The sequence below is a fragment of the Nocardia sp. NPDC127526 genome, from assembly GCF_042672265.1.
GTDB lineage: Bacteria > Actinomycetota > Actinomycetes > Mycobacteriales > Mycobacteriaceae > Nocardia.
Genome location: NZ_JBHXVO010000037.1, coordinates 1 through 22,391 on the forward strand (window position 1 = coordinate 1; position 22,391 = coordinate 22,391).

The window sequence follows — 22,391 nt, forward strand, 5'->3', positions numbered from 1 at the left end:
AAAATCGAGACGGCCCCGAACCCACACAGTTGATGCACCAACTGTCTTCCCTGCCGTTAATTGACAGTTCGCCTGCGGCGGACCAACACACAGGCGCACGGGCTGGTGACCAGACCAGCTGGTGCCCGGACCGGCCGACAATCGCACCGGCTGGCAACCGCACCGGCTGGCAACCGCACCGGCTGGCAACCGAGCCGGGTTGGTGACTCGACGGGCCCGTGACCACGCTAGTTCATGACCGCACCAGTGGGCGAGTGGACGGGTCGTACGTGGGAGCGCTGGTTGACGGCCCCGAACCCACACAGTCGACGCACCAACTGACATCTCTGCCGTCTATTGACGGTTCGCCTTCGGCGGACAGACTCGGATAGACAAGCCGGTCACGGCATTTGGGGTTCGCCTTCGGCGGACGGGCTCGGATAGACCGAGCCGGTCACAGCCGTTGACGGTTCGCCGGTGGCGGGCGATCACTGGATGCCGGCGGCGTCCATGCCTCGGAGTTCCTTTTTCAGGTCGGCGATTTCGTCGCGGAGGCGGCCGGCCAGTTCGAATTGGAGTTCGCGGGCGGCGTTCATCATTTGGTCGGTCATGTCCTGGACCAGGTTGGCTAGTTCGGCTCGGGGCATGGACTTTATGTCGCGGCCTTCGTAGACGCCGGCGCTGACGGCGCGGCCTGGTTCGCCTTGGGCGCGGCGGCCTCGGGAGGCGTTGCGGCCGGAGCCGCCCACTTCAACCTCGGTTTCCTCGGCTTCGCGGTAGACCTGGTCGAGGATGTCGGCGATCTTTTTGCGCAGGGGCATCGGGTCGATGCCATTGGCCTCGTTGTAGGCGACCTGTTTGGCGCGGCGGCGTTCGGTTTCGTCGATGGCCTGGCGCATGGAGTCGGTGATCTTGTCGGCGTACATGTGGACTTCGCCGGAGACATTGCGGGCGGCGCGGCCGATGGTCTGGATCAGTGAGGTGCTGCTGCGGAGGAAGCCTTCCTTGTCGGCGTCGAGGATGGCGACCAGGGAGACCTCGGGGAGGTCGAGGCCCTCGCGCAGCAGGTTGATGCCGACCAGGACGTCGTATTCGCCGAGGCGGAGCTGGCGGAGGAGCTCCACGCGGCGGAGGGTGTCGATCTCGGAGTGCAGGTAGCGGACCCGGACACCGAGGCCGAGGAGGTAGTCGGTGAGGTCCTCGGCCATCTTCTTGGTGAGGGTGGTGACCAGGACGCGCTCGTCGCGTTCGGTGCGCAGGCGGATCTCGTGGACCAGGTCGTCGATCTGGCCCTTGGTCGGCTTGACCACCACGTGCGGATCGACCAGGCCGGTGGGGCGGATGACCTGTTCGACGAATTCGCCTCCGGTCTGGCCCAATTCGTAGGGGCCGGGGGTGGCGGACAGGTAGACCGTCTGGCCGATGCGGTCGGCGAACTCCTCCCAGGTGAGCGGGCGGTTGTCGATGGCCGAGGGCAGGCGGAAGCCGTATTCGACGAGGTTGCGCTTGCGCGACATATCGCCTTCGTACATGCCGCCGATCTGCGGGACCGTCACATGGGACTCGTCGATGACGAGTAGGAAATCCTCCGGGAAGTAGTCCAGCAGGGTGGCGGGTGCGGAACCGGCGGGGCGGCCGTCGATATGGCGCGAATAGTTTTCGATACCGGAGCAGAAGCCGACCTGCCGAATCATTTCCAGGTCGTATTGGGTGCGCATCCGAAGCCGTTGCGCCTCCAGCAATTTGCCCTGCTTCTCCAAATCCGCGAGGCGGGTCTCGAGCTCGGCCTCGATATCGCGGACGGCGCGCTCCATACGGTCGGGACCGGCGACATAATGGGTGGCCGGGAAAATGCGCAACATATCCACCTGCCGCACCACGTCACCGGTCAGCGGGTGCAGGTAATAGAGCGCCTCGATCTCGTCACCGAAGAATTCGATGCGGATCGCCAGCTCCTCATAAGACGGGATGATCTCGACGGTGTCGCCGCGCACCCGGAAGGTGCCGCGCGTGAAGGACATGTCGTTGCGGGTGTACTGCACGTCGACCAGCAGCCGCAGCAGCTTGTCCCGCTCCACCTCCTGCCCGACCTCCAGGTTGATCGAGCGATCGAGATACGACTGCGGCGTGCCGAGGCCGTAGATGCACGACACCGACGCCACCACCACGACATCGCGCCGCGACAGCAGGCTGGAGGTGGCCGAATGCCGCAGCCGCTCCACATCGTCGTTGATGGAGCTGTCCTTCTCGATATAGGTATCGGTCTGCGCGATGTACGCCTCGGGCTGGTAGTAGTCGTAGTACGAGACGAAGTACTCGACCGCATTGTTGGGCAGCATCTCCCGCAGCTCATTGGCCAGCTGGGCGGCGAGGGTCTTGTTCGGCGCCATGACCAGCGTCGGCCGCTGCAACCGCTCGATCAGCCACGCCGTGGTGGCCGACTTGCCGGTGCCGGTGGCGCCGAGCAGCACCACATCCCGCTCGCCCCCGGTGATCCGCCGCTCCAGCTCCGCGATGGCGGCCGGCTGGTCACCCGCGGGCTTGTGCTCACTGACCACCTGGAACCGGCCATCGGTCCGCTCGATCTCACCGATGGGCCGGAACTCCGAATGGGCCAGGGGGAGGTCGTCCGGGATCTCGGTTGCGAAAGCCATGCTCAACAGCCTAGGACGGGGCACCGACAATTTCCTGGACGGGCCGCTCAGGGCCTTTTTCCGACCAGACGGTCTGGTCTGCGCCGGATGACCGCCGCCGCGCCACGCCGAATGACGTTGCTCGGCGGCCGCCCGCAACCCCTCCGCGAGCCCCGCCTGAAATATCCGATCGCTCAATGATCTTCGCAAGGATGCGGATCCGTGACAATGAAATTGCAGACCGCGCACGCAGGTTTTCCGCCCCGTAGCAGGTGTAACCTAATCAAGCAGTCGGACGAGTCCGGAAGAGGCGAGGCGATGACCGGTCTGTTTACGGCACAGCGGAATTCCATCAATGGTGCGGATATGCAACGTTTCAGATCTGCCACCCCCGCGGTGGCCCCACATCGCCCCAGACTCGAGTACTTCAATGTGCCCGAGCTGTCCTGGACCGACCATCGCGGCTTCCTGCACTCGGTCGAGCACATGCACGCCGAGCGCTGGGGCCTCTACGTGGAGCGCATCGTCGACAATCCGCGGTTCCACTACATCGAGTCCTGGCTGCTGCCGGACCTGTCGCTACGGGTGACGGTCTATCACCTGCGCCCCGGCCACGATCGCAAGCAGACCTACTACCTCGACATCGGTGAATACGGCCCGGTGGAGGGCAAGAAGTGGCGCGCCGAGAGCCACTATCTGCACGTGGTGGCCCGCCCCGGCCAGGTGCCCGAACTGCTCGGCATCGACGAGCTGCTGGCCGCCCACGCGGCCGGATACTTCGATACCGCGCTCACCCACCGCGCCATCGAGCGGGCGGCCGCGGTGGTGGACGGCATTGCCGGCTGCGGTCACGATGTGGACCGCTGGCTCACCGCGCGGGGCTACACGCTCAACTGGCTCTGAAACGCAGACCACCCGGTCCGCCTTGCGCACGGACCGGGTGGGCGAGTCGACTGTCCGTCCTCCGACTAACCGGACAGGCTCGGAATCAGGCCGCCCAGGCCGCCGCCGCAGCCCCCGCCGCTGCCGGAACTGCCTGAGCCGCCCTTGGATTCGGTCACCTGCACGGTGATCGAGTCACTGATCAGGATCTGCCACGCCTCCAGCTTGTGCGTGCCCGCCGTGGTCGGCTTCCACTTGATGGTGACCTTGTTGTCGAGCAGCGACGGTGCGACCGGGCTGCCCGGGATGTCCTTGCCGTTGTCGGTGAACTTCACCGTGCTCAGCCGGTCGACCTCAACCGAGGCGGTCAGCGTGTAGGTGCAGCCGACCTTGTGATCCTTGCCGGATACCTCGAGGTTGCCGACCCAGGCGGCGGCCTGCGGGGCGGTGAGGGTCACGACCGCGCCCAGGGCGGCGAAGGTCAGCAGCCCGGTGCCGGCGCGCAGCTTGTATGCGTTCATACAGGTACTTCCCTTGTGTTGCGGGACCCACGCGAGTGTGGGTAGCCCGAAACATAGCGGAATACTTGTGTTTCACATTGAGTTTTCGTGAAGATTGCCCGGAGCGCTCCCCCCGGGTCCAGCAACCGATCCGCGACGCGAGCACCCCTCCACTGGACGACCACCGCCCGACACGCGATGCTGAGTGCATGACTCAGGCGCCTGCGGTTCACCTGCACCGACCCAAGGTCGAGTACTTCAATGTCGACGAGCTCACCAATGTCGACCCGAAGGGCTACGTCCGGCAGGTCGAGCACTATCGGGACGAGCCGTGGGGTCTGTACATGGCGCGGCCCTCCGATCATCCGGAGTTCCATTACATCGAATCCTGGTTGCTGCCAAGCCTTTCCCTGCGGGCGACGGTCTTCCACTTCACCCCGGCCGATCTGCGCGATCAGGACTACTACATCGATATCGGGGAGTTCACCCAGGTCGAGCCGAAGCGCTGGAAGTCGGTGGACCACTACCTGGATCTGGTCGTGCGCACCGGCCGCGAGGTCGAGCTACTCGATGTCGACGAGCTGCTCGCCGCCCATGCCGCCGGCTACCTCGACCTCGCGACCGCGCAGCAGGCCATCGAGACCGCGACCGCGACCATCGACGGGATCGCGGCGCACGGGCACAGCTTCGAGAACTGGCTAGCGGCGCAAGGAATCACGCTCAGTTGGCGGTGAGGCGCGCGAAGATCGCGTCGAACCACGGTTCCTTGATCGAGTAGTAGGCGTCGGCCGCGGCGGCGCCGGCGAGGCCCGCCGCCTTCTCCTCGGCGGCGCGCTTGATGTCGAGGTATTCGGCGCGGGCCGCGGGGTCCGTGCGGAGCAGGTCGCGGAATTCCAGGGCGAAGCGCTGGCCTGGGGCGCCCTCGGCGCGCAGGTGCACATTGGCCAGGCGGCCTGGGTCGGCATTGCCGTGCAGGCGTTTCGCCCACAGGGTCGCGTCGGCGGCGGCGGCATCGGTGGCGGTGGGTTTGGGGTTGTCGCCGGTGATGTGGGGCTTGTGCGGAAAACCCGCGTCTGCCAGGCGGTCTCGCAGGGCGTCGGCGACGGTGAGGTCGCGGACGGTGATCTGGAGGTCGATCACGTCCTTGGCGGGGAGGCCGGGCACCGCCGTGGATCCGATGTGGTCGATGCGCACGGCGTCCGCGCCGCACACCACCCACAGGCGGGCGATGAGCCGCTGCGCCTGGGCGGGCCAGTCGGGATTCGGTTCGACCAGGCGCATTTCGCCCTCGCGATGCGCGGGGGCGCGGGTGCGCAGATTGCGTTCGAAGGGGATCAGGCGCTCGTCCCAGAGCGCGTGCACGGCGGCGTCGAGATCGCCATTGGCGCCATTGTTGTCGAGCAGCACGTCGGCGACCGCGCGCCGCTGGTCGTCGGTGGCCTGCGCGGCAATGCGGGCGCGGGCGTCGGCCTCGTCGATGCCGCGGAATTCCACCAGGCGGCGCACCCGGGTCTCCTCGTCGGCGAGGACGATCACGACCAGGTTCATGAGCGGCGCCAGGCCGTTCTCGACGAGCAGCGGAATGTCCTGGACGACAATGGCGTCCGCGGGCGCGGCGGCAATGAGTTCGGCGGTGCGCTTGCCGACCAGCGGGTGGGTGATGCCGTTGAGCGTCGCACGGGCCTCGTCGCTGGCGAATGCCTTGGCCGCCAAGGCCGGTCGATCCAGGCTGCCGTCGGCGGCCAGAATTTCGTCGCCGAATGCGGCGACCAGGGCCGCCAGGCCCTCGGTTCCGGGCGCGACCACCTCGCGAGCAATCACATCGCTGTCCACCAGCACCGCGCCGCGCTCGGCGAAAATGCGCGCCACGGTGGATTTGCCCGCTCCCATGCCTCCGGTGAGACCGATTCGCAACATTCGACCAGTCTCGCACCTGCCCGAGAGCCTCGCATCAGCGCCCCTCACCTGCCGAAAAGTGGGATTACCCAGTCGGACCGACAATTTCACAACCAGCCGCCGACTTTTCTCATTCCGTGATATTCACGAGACCATTCCGCAACTTTTTCGGCAATTCCGGACCGCTTGTCGGCAACATTCCGACACGCCAGGGCGAATGTCACGCAAAATACGGTGTCGCACACTTTTGTTCGGCTAAGGTTCGCCGCAGGCGATCCTAGGCCGGTAGCAACGCAAGAGAAGGAACACCATTGGGCACCAGAAACATCCAGACGGGTCGCCACCGTCTGGGACTGCCGGGCACGATGCATTGCATCGAGATCCCCGCGGTCGCGGCAGCGCTCGCCGAGCACCGTCGTACGTGGCTCTCCCGACTCATCATCCCCGCCCGCCACAGCTTCGCGGCCATGCGAAAACGCTCCGCGGTGGCAGCGGCCCAATGGCTTCCGGCGACCGCCGGCTGACTTCGTTCCGCCACCTCGGCCCAGTCCCATTCGGACTGGGTCTTTGTTGTGTCCGGATTCTCCCGCATCGACGTCGCAGGCCGCCGTCGTCGTCACATTCCTGACAGTCACTTGCAGGTACGGCCCGTAACACCTTACGCTGGCCGCAATACCTGATAGTCACTTTCAGGTACCGACTCGCGGAGGGACCATGGCACAGCCAGTCGCACTCGACCGGCCCGATCCGGCCCAGCAATCCGACCGGTTCGGCATCGTCGGCGCCTGGGGCGTGCGCATGGCCCGGCATCGCCGCCTGGTGATGGGTGTGTGGCTGCTGCTCGTCGTAGTCTGCGCGGCCGCCTATCCGGCGCTGCACGAACGGCTCGGCGCACCCGATTACAGCGTGCCCGGCTCCGAATCGAGCGCGGTGGAACGCCTTGCCGCGGAACACTTCTCGCAGCTCGGCGCGGAACAGGACCTGATCGTCTTCCATTCCGGCCGGTACACCGTCGACGCGCCCGAGTTCCAGATCGCCATCGACGACGCGCTCACCGCCGCCCGTGCCACCACCGGCGTAGCGGGTGCGATCGGACCGTTCGACGGGACCGCACGGCTGCAGATTTCGGAGGACCGGCACACCGCCTTCGGCATCGTCGGCCTCGACGGCACCATGTCCGAGCGGGTGGATGTCGCCGCCCGCGTGCAATCGGCGCTGACCTCCGCCGAGAGCGGCGAGGTCCGGGCCATGCTCACCGGTTACGCCCCGATCGAGGGCGAGCTCATGCGCACCGAGACCGCCGATATGACGCGCGCCGAGAGCCTCGGCCTGCCGGTGGCGGCGCTGGTGCTGGTGCTCGCCCTCGGCGCGGTGGTCGCCGCGACCATCCCCATTACCGTCACCGCGGCGGGTATCGCGCTGGCGGTGGGCGTGCTGTTCGGACTGACCAGCCTGCTGACCTTCGACTCCCTGGTGCTGTCGGTGGCCACCATGATCGGCACCGGCACCGCGATCGACTACGCCATGTTCATCGTGAGCCGGTTCAATGAGGAGCTCTCCCGGCGCGGCGTGCGAGATCGCCGGGCACACAAGAACATCCATGCCGCCGTCGGCGCGGCCATGGATACCACCGGCCGCACCATCCTGGCCTCGGGACTGATCGTGATGATCTCGCTGTGCTCGCTGGCGGTGGTCGGCCTGCCCATGCTCAATGGCGTCGCCATCGGCGTGGTGACCGCGGTGGTCGCAACGCTCACGGCGGCCTTCACCCTGCTGCCCGCCGTGCTGGCCGAGCTGGGCCCAGCCATCAATCGCGGCGCGTTGCCCGCGAAGCTGCGTCCGGCCGAAATCAGGCGTCCGGACGAGAGCCGACGTCCGGAGAAGAGCCGGCGTCCGGACGAGAGCCGACGTCCGGAGAAGAGCCGGCGTCCGGACGAGAGCCGACGTCTGGAGAAGAGCTGGCGTCCGGAGAAAAGCCAGCGTCCGGTGGAAAGTACGCCCCGTCATTCCGGCGCGCTTTTGGCCGGAATCCACCCGGCGGAGCGAGATCCCGGCCAAGAGCACGCCGGGATGACCAGTAGGACTTCTGCTCGGACGCTCAGTGCGCCCACCGGGTCCAGCGCGTGGACCCGCTGGGCGCGGACAGTTATGGGCCGGCCGGTGCTCTTCGGTGCGGTCGGCGTCGCGGTGCTGGCGCTGGCGGCCGCACCGCTCCTCGGTATCCGCTACGGCATCGATATGGGTCTGGGGTCGATGAACGATCGGCCCGCCGGACAGGCAACCCGCTTGGTGCAGGAGAATTTCGGGCCCGGTTTGCTGTCGCCGATTCAGGTGGTCGCCGCCGGGGCGGACGATTCCGCGCTGTCCGGCAATGGCATCGTGGACATGAACCGTTTCGTCGCGGAACTCGGTCGCGATCCGCGCATCGCCTCGGTGCTGCTGCAGCAGGCCGATGGCCGGATGCTGGCTCTGGTCGTGCCGAAGGATTCCTTCGACTCCACCGCCGTTGCCGAGTTGACCGCCGATATCCGTTCCGGTGCACGTGGATTCGAATCGTCCGAAATCTCGGTCGGCGGTGTGCCCGCGGCCTTCGCCGATGTCTCCGCGCTCATCACCAGCCGCTTCCCCTGGGTGATCGCGCTGGTGCTGTCGGTCTCGCTGGCGTTCCTGATTTTCGCCTTCCGCAGCATCGTGCTGGCGGTCAAGGCGATTCTGCTGAATCTGCTGGCCACCGGTGCGGCGCTGGGGATTACGGTCGCGGTCTTCCAGTATGGGATCGGGGAATCCGTGCTCGGATTCCACAGCGCGGGATTCCTCCAGGTGTATCTGCCCATGCTGGTGTTCGCCGTGCTGTTCGGATTGTCCATGGACTACGAGGTTTTCCTGGTCCGGCGCATGAAGGAGGCGTGGGATCGGCATCCCGACAATGCCGCCGCCGTCGCCGAAGGGTTGCAACGCACCGCCCGGCCCATCACCGCGGCGGCAGCCATCATGGTGGCGGTGTTCGCGGCCTTCGTGACCGCGGATGTGCTGGAGCTCAAGCAGATCGGGTTCGCGCTGGCCGTCGCGGTCGCCATCGACGCGGTGATCGTGCGATTGATCCTGGTACCGGCGTTCATGCAGCTGTTCGGCCGCTGGAACTGGTGGCTGCCGAGCCTGCCCCGTAAGGCTCGCGACGAGCGCAGCCTCACACCTCAGGACGCGAAGATCGCCTCCAGCGCCGAGACCAGCGAGTCCAGCGCCTCGATGTAGACATCCTGTAGGCGGCGCTCGAATCCTGTTCCCGCCCAGTGGTTCAGCGCCGCCACGCACCCCCAGATGGCGGTGGCCGCGGCCAGCCGGATCTTCATGTCATTGGCATCGCGCCCGCTGCGCTCGGCGAACAGCAGCCGGAACTGCTCCTCCAGGTCCCGCATCTGCCGGGACTGCCGATCGCGCACCTCCGGAATCGTCAGCACATGCTGCATGCGCTGCCGGGTGCGCCGCTCCAGATCCTCGGTAATGATCGATTCGGTCAGCACCGGAATGAGCGGCCGCCCGATGGCGAGCAACTCGGTGAACTCGAGCGTCTCTCCCCCACCGGCCACCCGCAGCACTTCCAGCACCTGCGGATCGGCCTCGTCATACAGGACCAGCATCTCCTTGGTCCCGAAATACCGGTAGATGGAACTGGCCGACACCCCCGCCGCCGCGGCCACCCGCTCCACCGTCACATCGCGATACCCGTGCTCGTCGAACAGCTCCAGCGCAACCCGCTGGATCCGGCTCATCGCCTCGATCTTCCGCTGCTCCCACACCGATGCGGGAGTCTCCACCGTGGACTGGGACATATCAGCAACCAGATTACCTGTACCCGCCGTTGCGCCCCCGCTACTCGACGTGATGCATCCGGCCCCAACGCAATCCCCAGGCGGACCGCCTCCACACCGGTCCCGGCGGACGGCTCCCCGTCCCAACGCAAATCCCCTGGGCGGGCGGCTCCTCCCCCTCCAACGCAAATCCCCCCGGGTCCGTCAGGACCCGGGGGGATTTCGCTTTATTGAGCTACTGCGTCAGCAGAAGCGAATCAGGCGTTGCCCGACAGCTTCTCGCGGAGCGCGGCCAGCTGCGCATCGCTCGCCAGCGAACCACCGGCGGGCTCAGCCGACGAGGAGGACGACGCCTGGGCGCCCGACTCGGAGGAGTAGTTCGAGGGTCCGCCGTTGGCGGCCTCGGCGGCGGCGTCGGCCGCCATCTTCTCCATCTGAGCGGTGTGCATCTTGTGGCGACGCTCGGCCTCGGCGTAGCGGGACTCCCACTCCTCACGCTGCTTCTCGAAGCCCTCGAGCCATTCGTTGGTCTCGGGATCGAAGCCCTCGGGGAAGATGTAGTTGCCCTGATCGTCGTAGCTGTCGGCCATGCCGTACTTGGACGGATCGAACTCGGCGTTGTAGTCCTCGTTCGCCTGCTTCAGCGACAGCGAGATCCGGCGACGCTCCAGGTCGATGTCGATGACCTTGACCATCGCGTCGTCGCCGACGGCCACGACCTGGTCCGGGACCTCCACGTGGCGCTCGGCCAGCTCGGAGATGTGCACCAGGCCCTCGATGCCCTCCTCGACGCGAACGAACGCGCCGAACGGGACGAGCTTGGTGACCTTGCCCGGCACGATCTGGCCGATGGCGTGGGTGCGGGCGAACTGACGCCACGGATCTTCCTGAGTCGCCTTGAGCGACAGGGAGACACGCTCGCGGTCCAGGTCGACGTCGAGAACCTCGACGGTGACCTCGTTGCCGACCTCGACAACCTCGGACGGGTGATCGATGTGCTTCCAGGACAGCTCGGAGACGTGCACCAGGCCGTCCACGCCACCCAGGTCCACGAAGGCGCCGAAGTTGACGATGGAGGACACGACGCCCTTGCGGACCTGGCCCTTCTGCAGCTGGTGCAGGAACTCGGAGCGCACCTCGGACTGGGTCTGCTCCAGCCAGGCGCGGCGGGACAGGACCACATTGTTGCGGTTCTTGTCCAGCTCGATGATCTTGGCCTCGATCTCCTTGCCGACGTACGGCTGGAGGTCGCGGACGCGGCGCATCTCCACCAGCGAAGCCGGGAGGAAGCCGCGCAGGCCGATGTCCAGGATCAGGCCGCCCTTGACAACCTCGATGACGGTGCCCTTGACGGCCTCGTCACGCTCCTTGAGCTCCTCGATCGTGCCCCAAGCCCGCTCGTACTGAGCACGCTTCTTCGACAGGATCAGGCGGCCTTCCTTGTCCTCCTTGGTGAGAACGAGGGCCTCGACCTCATCGCCCACGGAAACGACCTCGGCCGGGTCGACATCGTGCTTGATGGACAGTTCGCGGGAAGGGATGACGCCTTCGGTCTTGTAACCGATGTCGAGAAGGACCTCGTCACGATCGACCTTGACGATGGTTCCTTCAACGATATCGCCGTCGTTGAAGTACTTGATGGTCTTGTCGATGGCGGCGAGGAAGTCCTCGGCAGAGCCGATATCGTTGACGGCTACCTGCGGCGAGGTCACGGTGGTGGGCATGTGTTGGGAGGCTCCGGACGGATTGTGGTCGGTAGTGGACATGTGGGCTTTCGGTATTGCTGCGAACTCACAGCGATGGAACTAACGTTGGCCATGCAACAGCACATCGCTGCGACGGAGCACAACGCTGCACAAAGCATGCGGACTCACAGCACGATTGTCTGCTCTACCCGGGTCTTGCGATCCGAATACAGAAGACACTCGCGGAAAACAGCGTACGCGACGGGTGTTGTACCAAGCAAACACGGGTGGTACTCCGCAAGTCTATAGGGTGAGCCCATGGCCGAAGATCACCCCGCCCCCGTCGAAGAAGCCCGCCACGCCGAGGCGAATGCCCTGCTGGGAACGGTGGGAGTGGGCCGCGCCAAGGTCGATTCGGAGACCAGTCAGCGCGCCAGCCGGCGGTGGTGGGACGCCGACGCCGCGGCCTACCACGACACCCACGCCGACTTCCTCGGCGTCGACTCCCCCGGCGGCGAGTTCATCTGGTGCCCGGAGGGCCTGCACGAGGGCGACTGGCATCTGCTCGGCGACATCGCCGGCAAGCGGATCCTGGAGATCGGCTGCGGTTCGGCTCCGTGTTCGCGCTGGTTGGCCGCCCACGGCGCGCACCCGGTCGGCCTCGATCTCTCCCGGCAGATGCTCGAGCGCGGCCTGGCCGCCATGACCGCCGGCGGTCCCCGCGTCCCGCTCGTTCAAGCCGGAGCCGAGGCCCTCCCCTTCGCCGACGCCTCCTTCGATCTGGCCTGCTCGGCCTTCGGCGCGGTGCCCTTCGTCGCCGACTCCGGTCAGGTCATGCGCGAGGTCGCCCGCATCCTGCGGCCCGGCGGCCGCTGGGTGTTCTCCGTCAACCACCCCATGCGCTGGATCTTCCCCGACGATCCGGGTCCCGAGGGCCTGCGCGCCACCATCCCTTATTTCGACCGCACCCCGTATGTGGAACTGGACGGCGAAGGCGAGCCGACCTATGTCGAACACCACCGCACCATCGGCGACCGCGTCCGCGAGATCGTCGCCGCGGGCCTGACCCTGGTCGACATCATCGAACCGGACTGGCCGGAGTGGCTGGACCGCGAATGGGGCCAGTGGAGTCCGCTCCGCGGCGAGATCTTCCCCGGTACAGCTATTTTCGTCACCGAGAAGCCCGCCTGAACGATCACCCGTCCCCGTCGAATCCGGAGCCACCATGTGGGATCCCCAGCAGTACCTGGCCTTCGACGACCACCGCTCGCGACCGTTCTTCGACCTGCTGAGCCGCGTCGGCGCACAGCAGCCGCGTCGTGTGGTCGACCTCGGCTGCGGACCCGGACATCTCACCGGAGCCCTGGCCGCCCGCTGGCCGGACGCGACCATCGAAGCCTCGGACTCCTCACCTGACATGGTGGCCGCCGCGCAGGCGCGCGGCGTCCCCGCCACCCTCGGCGACGTCCGGGACTGGCAGCCCGCCCCCGACACCGACGTGGTCGTGACCAATGCTGTGCTGCAGTGGGTTCCGGGCCATCCGGAACTGTTGTCGAAATGGGTGGCGCAACTGCCCGCGGGCGCCTGGCTGGCACTCCAGGTCCCCGGCAACTTCGATGCCCCGTCCCACCGCACCATCCGCGAACTCGCGGCCACGGACCGCTGGCGCGACCGCCTCGCCGCGACCGGCATCCTGCACGCCCGCGACGTCCTCGACCCGGTCGGCTACGCCGAGGTGTTGACCACCGCCGGCGCCGAGGTCGACGCCTGGGAGACCACCTACGTCCAGCGCCTCGAGGGCGACGACCCGGTCCTGTCCTGGATCAAAGGCACCGCGCTGACACCGGTGCGCGAGGCGCTCGAGGACACCGAGTGGGAACGATTCCTCGCCGAACTCGCGCCGCTGCTGCGCACGGTCTACCCCCGCCGGGCCGACGGCACCACCTGGCTGCCGTTCCGCCGCGTATTCGCTGTGGCGCACAAGCTCTGACGGTAGCTTGAACCTGCACGGTCCCGGTGGGGCCGAGTATGAGAGCTCGTGACGCGTCCGGACGGTCGTCTCACGGGCTCTTCGCATTTGGAACGACTACCGGTGGAAGGGCGGCAAGCCCGCGAAGTCCGGGGCCAGGCGCATGGTGGGGACTATGCGGGCCACCCATCGGCGAGCGCGGGTGAGCGGGTGGTCCGGAAACTCCGGGTCGTACTGGATGTCGTCGGCGAGGTTGTAGGGCAGTGCGCCTTTGACACCGGGAGCGTACGGGTGGGGCGGGAACATGCTCTGGAAGCCGATCTTGGTCATCAGCACGGCTTCGCGGATGCCGGTGGTGCCGGACTCCGGGCAGATACGCATCAGCCGGATGCTGCGGTCGGCCTTCGGGATCACGATGGAGGCGATGAAGACCAAGCCGTGATCCTGGTTCGGCAGCGGCATCTTCTCGATGCGCAGCAGCGCGGGCTGGGAGTCCACGCCGATGACGAAGGCCTCGACCAGGCAGCCGTTCCTGGCGTGGATCTCGGCCAGCCGGGCACGCAGGGTGGCGAGATCCTCCAGTGGCGCCGGGAGGTCGGGGACCACACCGAACTGTTCCAGCAGCAGCGTGTCGGGGGTGGGCGGGTCTATCCACGTGTTCGCGTCGCGCTGCTGTAATCCGGTGGTATCGAACGAAATTGACACGCCGCCACGTTAGTGGAGCACACCCTTGTCGCGCATGGTGCGGCAGTACCACCAGAGCAGGGCGGTCAGGACGAGCACGCCGATGTCGAACAGGCCGAGGCGGGGGCCGAGGGTCGACCAGCGGTCCATGAAGCCGAAACTCACTGCCTGGAGGCACAACTGGGAGATGGTCGCGGTCGCCGCGGCGAAGACCCCCCGGCGGGATCGGAACAGGAGCAGGGCGGCGGTCACGAGCCCGGCGGCGATATTGATCGTCCAGAACACCAGTGGCACCACCGGATAGTCGGTGAAGTAGGCGATCTGTTCGGGGCCGTAACCCTGGCGGGCGAAGTACTCGGCGTTGTGGGTGTGGGTTTCGATGTAGTCGTACGCACCGATCGCATTGAGCAGCAGGAAGAACAGGCCGATCGGCCAGAGGTGCCAGGGTGTGGCGGTGCGGACAGGTGCGGTGTGCGGATTCGCTGATGCCATCGGCTTCCGTTCCACGGGCGGGATGGGATCGGGGCCGGGACCAATATGTCCCGGCCCCGCTGTTCAGTCGGATTTCGGTTCTCGCCCGGCCTGTTTGAGGGCCGTGCGGAGGGCGTATTCGATCTGGGCGTTGATGCTGCGCAGGTCGTCTGCCGCCCATTTCGCGATGGCTTCGTGAATGGCCGGGTCGAGCCGCAGCAGTACCTTTTTCGGCTCGCGCTTCGGCATTACGTGTAGAGGGAGCCGGTGTTGACGACGGGCTGGGCGGGGCGATCACCACACAGGACGACCAGCAGGTTGGAGACCATCGCGGCTTTGCGCTCCTCATCGAGTTCGACCATGCCCTCGCTGGCGAGGCGGTCGAGGGCCATGCCGACCATACCCACCGCGCCTTCCACGATGCGGCTGCGGGCGGCGACCACCTGGGCGGCCTGCTGGCGGACCAGCATGGCCTGGGCGATCTCCGGCGCGTAGGCGAGGTGGGTGATGCGGGCCTCGATGATCTCGATGCCGGCGGTGAGGGTGCGCTCGCGCAGTTCGACGGTCAGCTCGCCGGCCACCTCGGCGCCGTCGCGCAGGCTGGTGCGGTCGGCGTCGTGGGCGTCGTAGGGGTGGGTGGTGGCGAGGTGGCGGACCGCGGCCTCGGACTGGGTCTCGACGTACTCCTCGTAGTCGTCGACGGCGAAGGCGGCCTTGAAGCTGTCGACCACGCGGTAGACGACCACCGCCGCGATCTCGACCGGATTGCCGTCGGCGTCGTTGACCTTCAGCTTCTGGGTCTCGAAGTTGCGCACCCGCAGCGAGATGGTGCGCTTGTCGGTCAGCGGCGTGACCGAGAAGAACCCGGGTTCGCTCACCGAGCCGATGTAGCGGCCGAAGAACTGAATCACCTTGGCCTCATTGGGATTCACGATGGTGAGACCGGTGCTCATCAACAGCAGCAGCGCGCCGAGCACGCTGAAGACGACGGCCGCGATGACGGCGCCCGCGCCGGCGCCGTCCGCCGCCTGGATGAATCCCCATGCCGCTCCCGCCGCCACGGCGAGGAAGGCCACCAACAACACCGCGGCGACCACGAAACCATTCGCCCGGCGTGCTTGCCGAAGCTCCATTGCTATCCTCCCACTATCGAAGTGATATCACGACGATAGCTCGAGACGGGTACGCCGGCAAGGACGATCACCGGGCGCGCCAGCCCTCCGAACGCACAAGGCCGCCGCGCACCCGGCGCGGCGGCCTTGCTTCGATCACCCTCGGCGCGGGCGGATATTGCGGTTGAAGCGGAACAGGTTGTGCGGGTCGTAGCTCGACTTCAGGGCGGCGAGCCGGTCATAGGTGGCGGCGCTGTAGCCCTCCCGGGTCTGCGCCTCGTCGGCCCAGCTCCCGCCGCCGTAGAGGAAGTTGAGATTGTGACCGACGGTCCAGGGCTGCAAGGTTTTCCGCACCAGATCCAGGCGGTCGCGCACGGCGGCATCGGAATGCGGTCCGGGCAGCGAGATGGCGCGGCCGAGGTATTCGGCCGCACGGTGATCGACCGCGATCTCGGCCGGGCCGCGGCGGCGCAGCGCACCGCCCAGATGCCGGAATCCGGCGACGACCGGCACCGTCGACTCGGGGCCCGTCACCTCGAGGAAGGCATCGGTGGCCTCGGCGGGCAGCTCGCTCAGCAGCGCGTTGGTGGCGGTGTAGGGGTGCGGGTGCGGCGGATCGCGGTGAATCTCATGGGTGTCGACATAGGGCATGCCGCGCAAATCGTCGGCCATTCGGTCGGCGGCGGCGCGCAGCGGGGCGACCAGGCGCTCACCCTCGGCCTGCGAACCGGTGAAGGCGATGCTGATGGTCGCGGTGTAGCGCCCGCGCAGGTGTTCGGGCACCTGCGGGATGTCCGGGAGGGTGATCATGGAGATGGCCGAGGTCAGCTCGTCGGGGACATCGGAGGTCCACAGCCGCCAGGCTTCCAGCGCCTGCGGCACGTACCGGGTGTCGAACTGCAGCTGGCCGCCGTAAACCGTTGTCACCGGCATCAATTCGATTTCCAGCGCGGTGACCACGCCGAAGTTGCCGCCGGTGCCGAGCACCGCGCCGAACAGTTCGTCGCCGGGCTCCAGGCGGCGCAGCCGGCCGTCGGCGGTGACCATCTCGATGGCGCGCACATGGTCTGCGGCATAACCGAATTCGCGGGCCAGCAGGCCGACGCCGCCGCCCAGGGTGTAGCCGACCACGCCCACCGACGGCGAGGAGCCGTTGAGCGGTGCGAGGCCGTGCGCGGCCGCGGCGTCGATGAGCTGCCCGGCCTGCACGCCCGCGGCGACCCGGGCCGTGCGGCTCGCGGCATCGATCCGGATGTCGGTCATGCGGCTGGTATTGATGAGCACGCCACCCTCTGCGGCCACCGACAGTCCATGCCCGGTGGCCTGGACCGCGACCGGAAGACCGTGGCGCGCAGCGTATTCCACGGCCGCCCGCACATCTTCGGCGTGTGCGGCGGCGACCACGGCGGCGGGCCGATGCGTGTAAGCCGTTTGGAATCCCGCGATTTCGGCCTCGTAGCCGGTGTCGCCGGACTGGAGGACCGGGCCGGTGGTCGCGGGCAGTTCGGTGATCGAGGACTCTCTGTTCGTCATGTCCATGACTCTGCCGAGATTTGATCGATAACTCTAACAGATAGTTTTTCTCAAAGCTAGAATCAATAGTTATGGAACTTCGCCAGCTGCGCTACTTCGTCACCGTCGCGGAGGAAGCCAACTTCACCCGCGCGGCAGCCAAACTGCATCTGGCGCAACCCGGGCTCAGCGCCCAGATCAAGCAGCTGGAACGCGAACTCGGGCAGCAACTGCTGGACCGTTCGACGCGCACGGTCGGCCTCACGCCCGCAGGCCGGGCCGTCCTGCCGTGGGCGCGGGCGGCGCTCGATGCGGCCGAGCGGATCACGCACACCGTGGACGAGTTCACCGGACTGCTGCGCGGGCATGTGCGGGTGGGGCTCATCGGCGCGGTGGATCAGGAGATCGATATCGCCGCGGTGCTGGCCGGTTTTCACCGCGATCACCCGCAGATCGGCATCTCGCTCACCGAGGACGTCTCCGAATCCATGTACGCGGCCCTGCGCCGGGGCGAGCTCGATATCGGCTTGCTCAGCCTCTCCGGTGTGGACTTGGATCCGGCGGTCACGACCGAGACCATTTTCGAGACCGTCGTCGTGGCCGCGGTCGCGGTGGACGCACCCGATTTCGGGGATCGGATCACCCTGGCGGAGTTGTGCACGCACCCGCTCATCTGCCTGCCACGCGGGACCGGCATTCGCGGGATGCTGGAAACAGCTTGCGCCGCAGCCGGTCTCACGCCGAATGTGGCATTCGAGGCGGTCGCTCCCCCGCTGCTGATGAAGCTGGCCGCGCACGGTCTGGGCACCGCGGTCGTGCCGCCGATCCCAGCCGAGGACGCCGCCGCGTTCGGCGTGCGCACGGTGGCTATCGATCCGCCCATGAACGGCCGCCTGGCGCTGGCCTGGAATGCGGAACGGCCGATGAGCCCGGCCACGAAAGTCCTGCTGGGGCAGTTCCGTATCGCGCTGGCGTCGTGGAAGCACCCCGGACCTCGGATCGGGCCCGGGCGAACACGGTCAGCGGCGCGCCCGGCGCCAGGAACGCATGTTCCATGAGCGGTTACCGCTGCCGACGCCCGCGAGATGGAGTGCGACGAGCAGTAATCCGAGGATGACGAACGTGCCTTCGTCGATCTCTCCGATCGAGGCATTCGTCAGATCGAGCAGCAATGCGAGACCGAACGCGACGGCGGCGGCGATGGCCATCATGTGAACCTCCCTGGTCTGGTCGCCGGATACCCGCAGGCCGGGGACACAAACCAGGATCGAATCAGGCCGCTTCCGGGTGTGTCGGCGTGAGCACTGCGCGCAGTCCGCCGTCGAGCGCGGCCTGAATACCGACCAGTCCCAACAGGACAATGCCGGTGACAATGTGCTGGATGGCGTCGGTGATGTGGTTGGGGAAGGCGAAGAAGAGCACCTGCTCGGAGAACAGCGCCCAGATGCCGACCACGAATCCGCCTCCGACAGCGGCGATTACGCAGTACCAGGCCGCCCACCACTTGCGGATGGCGGCGATCGGCGCGGGGCCGAACAGCGCCAGCCCGGCCACGGCGTGCCAGCCGTTGTAGTCCATGCCGAGGACCGGGGTCGCCGGCGCGTGATGCCCCACCGCGAAGCTGGGCTCGGCGATCCAGCCCGCAATGGCCCAGGCGATATGCACCAGCCCGACCACAAGCACCGCCCATTGCAGAAAACTCCAGTGCGCCAAGGTGATTCGACGCTCCCCTACCGGCTGTGCGCTCATGGCGCCCACCTCCCGCCGTGTGGCCATTTCTACTACGCAGTGTAGTTGAGATGCAGTCTATGGAATAGATAGTTATCCCTATCACTCCCTAAACTTCCCTATTGTTGATCCAGATAGATGTGTTTACAGTAGTTTGCATGACAGATCGCCTGTTCTCGGTGGAAGAGGTGGCCGAGCTCCTCGGCCTGCACGTGCGCACGGTCCGCGGATATGTGCGCGACGGAAAGCTCGCCGCCGTCCGCATCGGCAAGCAGTACCGGATCGCGCAGGCGGACCTGGAGACCTTCACCGGCCTGCCGGTACCCGACGCGGCACGCGACTCGGTGCGCCGCGCCCGGCACTCCGAGGTGTCGAGCATTGTCGAGATCGACGCCGTGGATGCCGCGACCGTCGATCGCCTGTCCACCCTGCTGACCGGCGCGACCGCCAATCGGTATCCCGAGGATCAGCCGATCCGAATCCAGACCATCCACGACGCGGAGCGCGCCCGTTTGAAGGTCATCATCGTCGGCGGCCTGGCCGATACGGGTCGGCTGCTGGAGTACATGGAAGAAGTGCTCGCCTCATGAGCACGAACAAGACCACCGCACGCCCGGCCGCGATCTACAAGTCCGCGGCGGGCGCGGAGGCGATCCAGCGGAACTACCGGGAGATGTTGCACGCCTGGCCCGTTCCCGCCGAGGAGCTGCGGATACCGACCCGCGAGGGCGAGACCTTCGTCATCGTCTCCGGCCCGCAGGACGCTCCCCCGCTGGTGCTGCTGCACGGCTCCGGCGCGAACTCGACCAACTGGCTCGGCGACATCGCCTCCTGGGCACAGCATTTCCGCACCTACTCCGTCGACATCGTCGGCGAGCCGGGCGGCAGCGCCCCCTCCCGCCCCGTCCTGGGCTCCGAGGCCATTGCTTTGTGGCTCGACGATGTCCTTGCCGGACTGGGCATTTCGCAGACCGCCCTGGTGGGCATGTCCCTCGGCGGCTGGCACGCCCTGGACTACTCGATCCGCCGCCCGGACCGAGTGACCCGGCTGGCCCTGCTGTGCCCCGGCGGCGTCGGCAAACAGCGCGTCGGCTGGCTGTTCAAAGCCGTGCTCGACCGCGTCCTCGGCCGCCACGACCTGGCCCGCTCTGCCAAGCTGGTGACCGGCCTGGACGACGCTCACCTGGCGCCGGTCCTGGACCAGGTCGTCCTGACCTTCACCCACTTCAACCCGCGCACCGAGAAGCTGCCCGTCTTCACCGACGCCCAACTCCACAGCCTGACCATGCCCGTCCTGGTCATCGTCGGAGCCCGCGACGTCATGCTGAACTCCACCGAAACCGCCCGCCGCATAACACAAAACGTCCCGGACGCCACCGTGCACGTACTGCCGGACGTCGGCCACGCCGTCCTCGGCCAAACCGCCACCGTGCTGAAATTCCTGCAAGACAACTGAACTCGCCCGCCTCCGCGCGGAGCCGACCTTCGCCGTGAACATCCGCGCCGCGCGAACCCGCCCCACACAGCGCCTGCCCCAACACATTCGCCCGCGAAGGCACCGCGCCCGTACGGCCTCTCCCCGTCTACACATTCGCCTACGTGGACGCCACGCCGCGCACGGCCTCTCCCGGTCTACACATTCGCCTACGTGGACGCCACGCCGCGCACGGCCCCTCCCGGTCTACACATTCGCCTACGTGGGCACCGCGCCGCGCACGGCCCCTCCCCCACTACACATTCGCCCCGCTCCGATACTTCGGAGCGGGGCGAATCAAATGTGTTTCCTCGTCAGAGGATCCGCGACAGGAATGCCTTGGTGCGCTCGTGCTGCGGGTTGGCGAGGACCTCGCGGGGGTTGCCGGCTTCGACGACCACGCCGCCGTCCATGAACACCAGCTGGTCGGCGACCTCACGGGCGAAGCCCATTTCGTGGGTCACGACCACCATGGTCATGCCGTCGGCGGCGAGTTCGCGCATGACGCCGAGGACTTCACCGACGAGCTCCGGATCGAGCGCCGAGGTGGGCTCGTCGAAGAGCATCAGCTTGGGATCCATGGCGAGGGCGCGGGCGATGGCGACACGCTGCTGCTGGCCGCCGGAGAGCTGCGCCGGATACGATTCGGCCTTGTCCGCCAAGCCAACTCGCGCCAGCAGCTCCTTCGCCCGCGCGACGGCGTCGGCCTTCTTGACCTTCTTGACCTGGGTCGGCGCTTCGATGATGTTCTCCAGCACCGTGCGATGCGGGAACAGGTTGAAGTGCTGGAAGACCATGCCGATATCGCGACGCTGCCGGGCCGCCTCGCGCGGGTGCAGCTCGTAGAGCTTGCCGTTCTTCTCCTGGTAGCCGACGAGTTCGCCGTCCACGTAGAGCCGCCCGGCATTCACCTGCTCGAGGTGGTTGATGCAGCGCAGGAAGGTGGACTTGCCGGATCCGGACGGACCGATCAGGCACAGCACCTCACCGCGCTTCACCTCCAGCGAGATGCCCTTGAGCACCTGCAGCGCACCGAAGTTCTTGCACACCCGGTCGGCGCGCACCATCAGCGCACCGTCCACGGGATCCTTCGTCATGCTCGTGCTCACAGGTCTCCTCCGCCCCGCAGCGCGGCCAGCGCCCGCATCTGTTTCGCGGTCAGCTGCCGCGACATGCCACGCGAGTAGTACCGCTCCAGGTAGAACTGCCCGACCATCAGCACGCTGGTGATGGCCAGGTACCAGGTGGCCGCGACCAGCAGCAGCGGGATGGGCTGGAAGTTGATGCCGTAGATGTCACGCGCGCGGCCGTACAGGTCGATGGTCAGCGGAATAGCCGTGACCAGCGAGGTGGTCTTCAGCATGCTGATCAGCTCGTTGCCGGTCGGCGGGATGATCACCCGCATGGCCTGCGGCAGCACCGTGCGGCTCATGGTCTGCGCCCACGACATGCCCAGCGCCGTCGACGCCTCGCGCTGCCCGTCGCCCACGGAATTGATTCCGGCACGGACGATTTCGGCCATATACGCGGCCTCGTTGAGACCCAGGCCGATGACCGCGAAGAAGAACGGCGCCGACCAGCCCTGCACATCGAAGGTGGTCAGGGTCGGACCGAACGGCACGCCGACGGTAATGGTCTTGTACAGCGACGGGAACAGGCCCCAGAACACCAGCTGCACGTAGACCGGCGTCCCGCGGAAGATCCACAGGTACACCCACGCCACCGAGCGCAGCACCGGATTCGGCGACAGCCGCATGACGGCCAGCAGCACGCCGAGCACCACGCCGATGGCCATGGCCAGCACGGTGAGCTCGAGGGTGACCAGCGCGCCCTTGGCGATATTGATGTCGCGCAGGTACTTCGCGTAGGTGTCCCAGTGGTACGCCTCGTTGGTGGCGGCGCCGTAGACGAACAGGCCCAACGCGATCAGGATGATCGCGGCGGCGATCCACCGGCCCGGCCGCCGCAGCGGAATCGCCTTGATCGGCTCGGGCTCGGTGTTCACATCGGTCGCAGCCGAGGCTGCGGAGTTGTTCTCAGACTGCGACATTGCCGGA

The 22,391-nt window shown here is 67.0% G+C and carries 22 protein-coding genes; 8 read left to right on the forward strand and 14 right to left on the reverse strand.

All coding sequences use genetic code 11. The annotated features are described in order from the left end of the window. Window positions 1-467: 467 nt before the first annotated feature. Window positions 468-2,633, reverse strand: coding sequence for an excinuclease ABC subunit UvrB (gene uvrB, locus ACFVIV_RS34850; protein ID WP_379203880.1), 2,166 nt, complete (start codon window positions 2,631-2,633; stop codon window positions 468-470). 345 nt (window positions 2,634-2,978) lie between these two features. Here uvrB and ACFVIV_RS34855 point away from each other — a divergent pair, with 345 nt between their 5' ends. Beyond that, entirely contained in the window at window positions 2,979-3,515 is a 537-nt protein-coding gene (locus tag ACFVIV_RS34855; RefSeq protein WP_379203882.1) for a DUF402 domain-containing protein, read from the forward strand. A 65-nt stretch (window positions 3,516-3,580) separates the two neighbouring features. On the opposite strand, the gene ACFVIV_RS34860 is transcribed toward ACFVIV_RS34855, so the two are convergent. Next, the gene (locus ACFVIV_RS34860) at window positions 3,581-4,015 is read right to left on the reverse strand and encodes a hypothetical protein (RefSeq protein ID WP_379203884.1); all 435 of its coding nucleotides are present in this window, start codon (window positions 4,013-4,015) and stop codon (window positions 3,581-3,583) included. Between the two features lie 188 nt (window positions 4,016-4,203). Here ACFVIV_RS34860 and ACFVIV_RS34865 point away from each other — a divergent pair, with 188 nt between their 5' ends. Continuing rightward, window positions 4,204-4,728, forward strand: coding sequence for a DUF402 domain-containing protein (locus ACFVIV_RS34865; protein ID WP_379203886.1), 525 nt, complete (start codon window positions 4,204-4,206; stop codon window positions 4,726-4,728). Here ACFVIV_RS34865 and coaE read toward each other — a convergent pair. Then, a complete protein-coding gene (coaE, locus tag ACFVIV_RS34870; protein ID WP_379203888.1) occupies window positions 4,715-5,911 on the reverse strand; it encodes a dephospho-CoA kinase in 1,197 nt (398 codons plus the stop codon). The two genes, ACFVIV_RS34865 and coaE, sit on opposite strands and share 14 nt — an antisense overlap. 693 nt (window positions 5,912-6,604) lie before the next feature. Here coaE and ACFVIV_RS34875 point away from each other — a divergent pair. Next, window positions 6,605-9,142 carry an MMPL family transporter gene (locus tag ACFVIV_RS34875; protein WP_379203890.1) on the forward strand — a complete coding sequence of 846 codons (2,538 nt, stop codon included), beginning with the start codon at window positions 6,605-6,607 and terminating at the stop codon, window positions 9,140-9,142. Here the strand turns inward: ACFVIV_RS34875 and ACFVIV_RS34880 are convergent. Beyond that, complete coding sequence (locus ACFVIV_RS34880) at window positions 9,085-9,720, reverse strand: TetR family transcriptional regulator (RefSeq protein WP_379203892.1); 636 nt, start codon at window positions 9,718-9,720, stop codon at window positions 9,085-9,087. The two genes, ACFVIV_RS34875 and ACFVIV_RS34880, sit on opposite strands and share 58 nt — an antisense overlap. Window positions 9,721-9,956: 236 nt before the next feature. After that, a complete protein-coding gene (rpsA, locus tag ACFVIV_RS34885) occupies window positions 9,957-11,423 on the reverse strand; it encodes a 30S ribosomal protein S1 (protein ID WP_379203894.1) in 1,467 nt (488 codons plus the stop codon). A 279-nt stretch (window positions 11,424-11,702) separates the two neighbouring features. Here rpsA and ACFVIV_RS34890 point away from each other — a divergent pair, with 279 nt between their 5' ends. Continuing rightward, a complete protein-coding gene (locus tag ACFVIV_RS34890) occupies window positions 11,703-12,575 on the forward strand; it encodes a class I SAM-dependent methyltransferase (protein WP_379203896.1) in 873 nt (290 codons plus the stop codon). 34 nt (window positions 12,576-12,609) lie between these two features. Further along, a complete protein-coding gene (locus ACFVIV_RS34895; RefSeq protein ID WP_379203898.1) occupies window positions 12,610-13,374 on the forward strand; it encodes a trans-aconitate 2-methyltransferase in 765 nt (254 codons plus the stop codon). Window positions 13,375-13,470: 96 nt separating this feature from the next. Here ACFVIV_RS34895 and ACFVIV_RS34900 read toward each other — a convergent pair whose 3' ends face one another. The 5 genes from ACFVIV_RS34900 to ACFVIV_RS34920 form a co-directional block, all read right to left on the reverse strand. Further along, a complete protein-coding gene (locus tag ACFVIV_RS34900) occupies window positions 13,471-14,058 on the reverse strand; it encodes a hypothetical protein (protein ID WP_379203900.1) in 588 nt (195 codons plus the stop codon). A 9-nt stretch (window positions 14,059-14,067) separates the two neighbouring features. Next, complete coding sequence (locus tag ACFVIV_RS34905) at window positions 14,068-14,529, reverse strand: hypothetical protein (protein WP_379203902.1); 462 nt, start codon at window positions 14,527-14,529, stop codon at window positions 14,068-14,070. 63 nt (window positions 14,530-14,592) lie between these two features. Then, entirely contained in the window at window positions 14,593-14,757 is a 165-nt protein-coding gene (locus ACFVIV_RS34910) for a hypothetical protein (protein WP_169814910.1), read from the reverse strand. Then, a complete protein-coding gene (locus ACFVIV_RS34915) occupies window positions 14,757-15,641 on the reverse strand; it encodes an SPFH domain-containing protein (RefSeq protein WP_379203904.1) in 885 nt (294 codons plus the stop codon). The genes ACFVIV_RS34910 and ACFVIV_RS34915 overlap by 1 nt, the downstream gene beginning before the upstream one ends. A gap of 135 nt (window positions 15,642-15,776) precedes the next feature. Next, a complete protein-coding gene (locus ACFVIV_RS34920) occupies window positions 15,777-17,153 on the reverse strand; it encodes an FAD-binding oxidoreductase (RefSeq protein WP_379203906.1) in 1,377 nt (458 codons plus the stop codon). 71 nt (window positions 17,154-17,224) lie between these two features. On the opposite strand from ACFVIV_RS34920, the gene ACFVIV_RS34925 reads away from it, so the two are divergent. Next, complete coding sequence (locus tag ACFVIV_RS34925; protein ID WP_379203908.1) at window positions 17,225-18,190, forward strand: LysR family transcriptional regulator; 966 nt, start codon at window positions 17,225-17,227, stop codon at window positions 18,188-18,190. Here the strand turns inward: ACFVIV_RS34925 and ACFVIV_RS34930 are convergent. Next, the gene (locus tag ACFVIV_RS34930; RefSeq protein WP_379203910.1) at window positions 18,152-18,343 is read right to left on the reverse strand and encodes a hypothetical protein; all 192 of its coding nucleotides are present in this window, start codon (window positions 18,341-18,343) and stop codon (window positions 18,152-18,154) included. The two genes, ACFVIV_RS34925 and ACFVIV_RS34930, sit on opposite strands and share 39 nt — an antisense overlap. A 61-nt stretch (window positions 18,344-18,404) precedes the next feature. Further along, a complete protein-coding gene (locus tag ACFVIV_RS34935) occupies window positions 18,405-18,881 on the reverse strand; it encodes a DUF4383 domain-containing protein (protein ID WP_379203912.1) in 477 nt (158 codons plus the stop codon). 137 nt (window positions 18,882-19,018) lie between these two features. Here ACFVIV_RS34935 and ACFVIV_RS34940 point away from each other — a divergent pair, with 137 nt between their 5' ends. Further along, a complete protein-coding gene (locus ACFVIV_RS34940; protein ID WP_379203914.1) occupies window positions 19,019-19,450 on the forward strand; it encodes a helix-turn-helix domain-containing protein in 432 nt (143 codons plus the stop codon). Beyond that, window positions 19,447-20,316, forward strand: coding sequence for an alpha/beta fold hydrolase (locus ACFVIV_RS34945; protein WP_379203916.1), 870 nt, complete (start codon window positions 19,447-19,449; stop codon window positions 20,314-20,316). The genes ACFVIV_RS34940 and ACFVIV_RS34945 overlap by 4 nt, the downstream gene beginning before the upstream one ends. Window positions 20,317-20,648: 332 nt before the next feature. On the opposite strand, the gene ACFVIV_RS34950 is transcribed toward ACFVIV_RS34945, so the two are convergent. Together ACFVIV_RS34950 and ACFVIV_RS34955 are read right to left on the reverse strand one after the other, a co-directional pair. Beyond that, window positions 20,649-21,401: an amino acid ABC transporter ATP-binding protein gene (locus ACFVIV_RS34950; protein WP_379203995.1), complete on the reverse strand. Its 753-nt coding sequence runs from the start codon at window positions 21,399-21,401 to the stop codon at window positions 20,649-20,651. 38 nt (window positions 21,402-21,439) lie between these two features. After that, the gene (locus tag ACFVIV_RS34955) at window positions 21,440-22,384 is read right to left on the reverse strand and encodes an amino acid ABC transporter permease (RefSeq protein WP_379203918.1); all 945 of its coding nucleotides are present in this window, start codon (window positions 22,382-22,384) and stop codon (window positions 21,440-21,442) included. Between the last annotated feature and the right edge of the window lie 7 nt (window positions 22,385-22,391).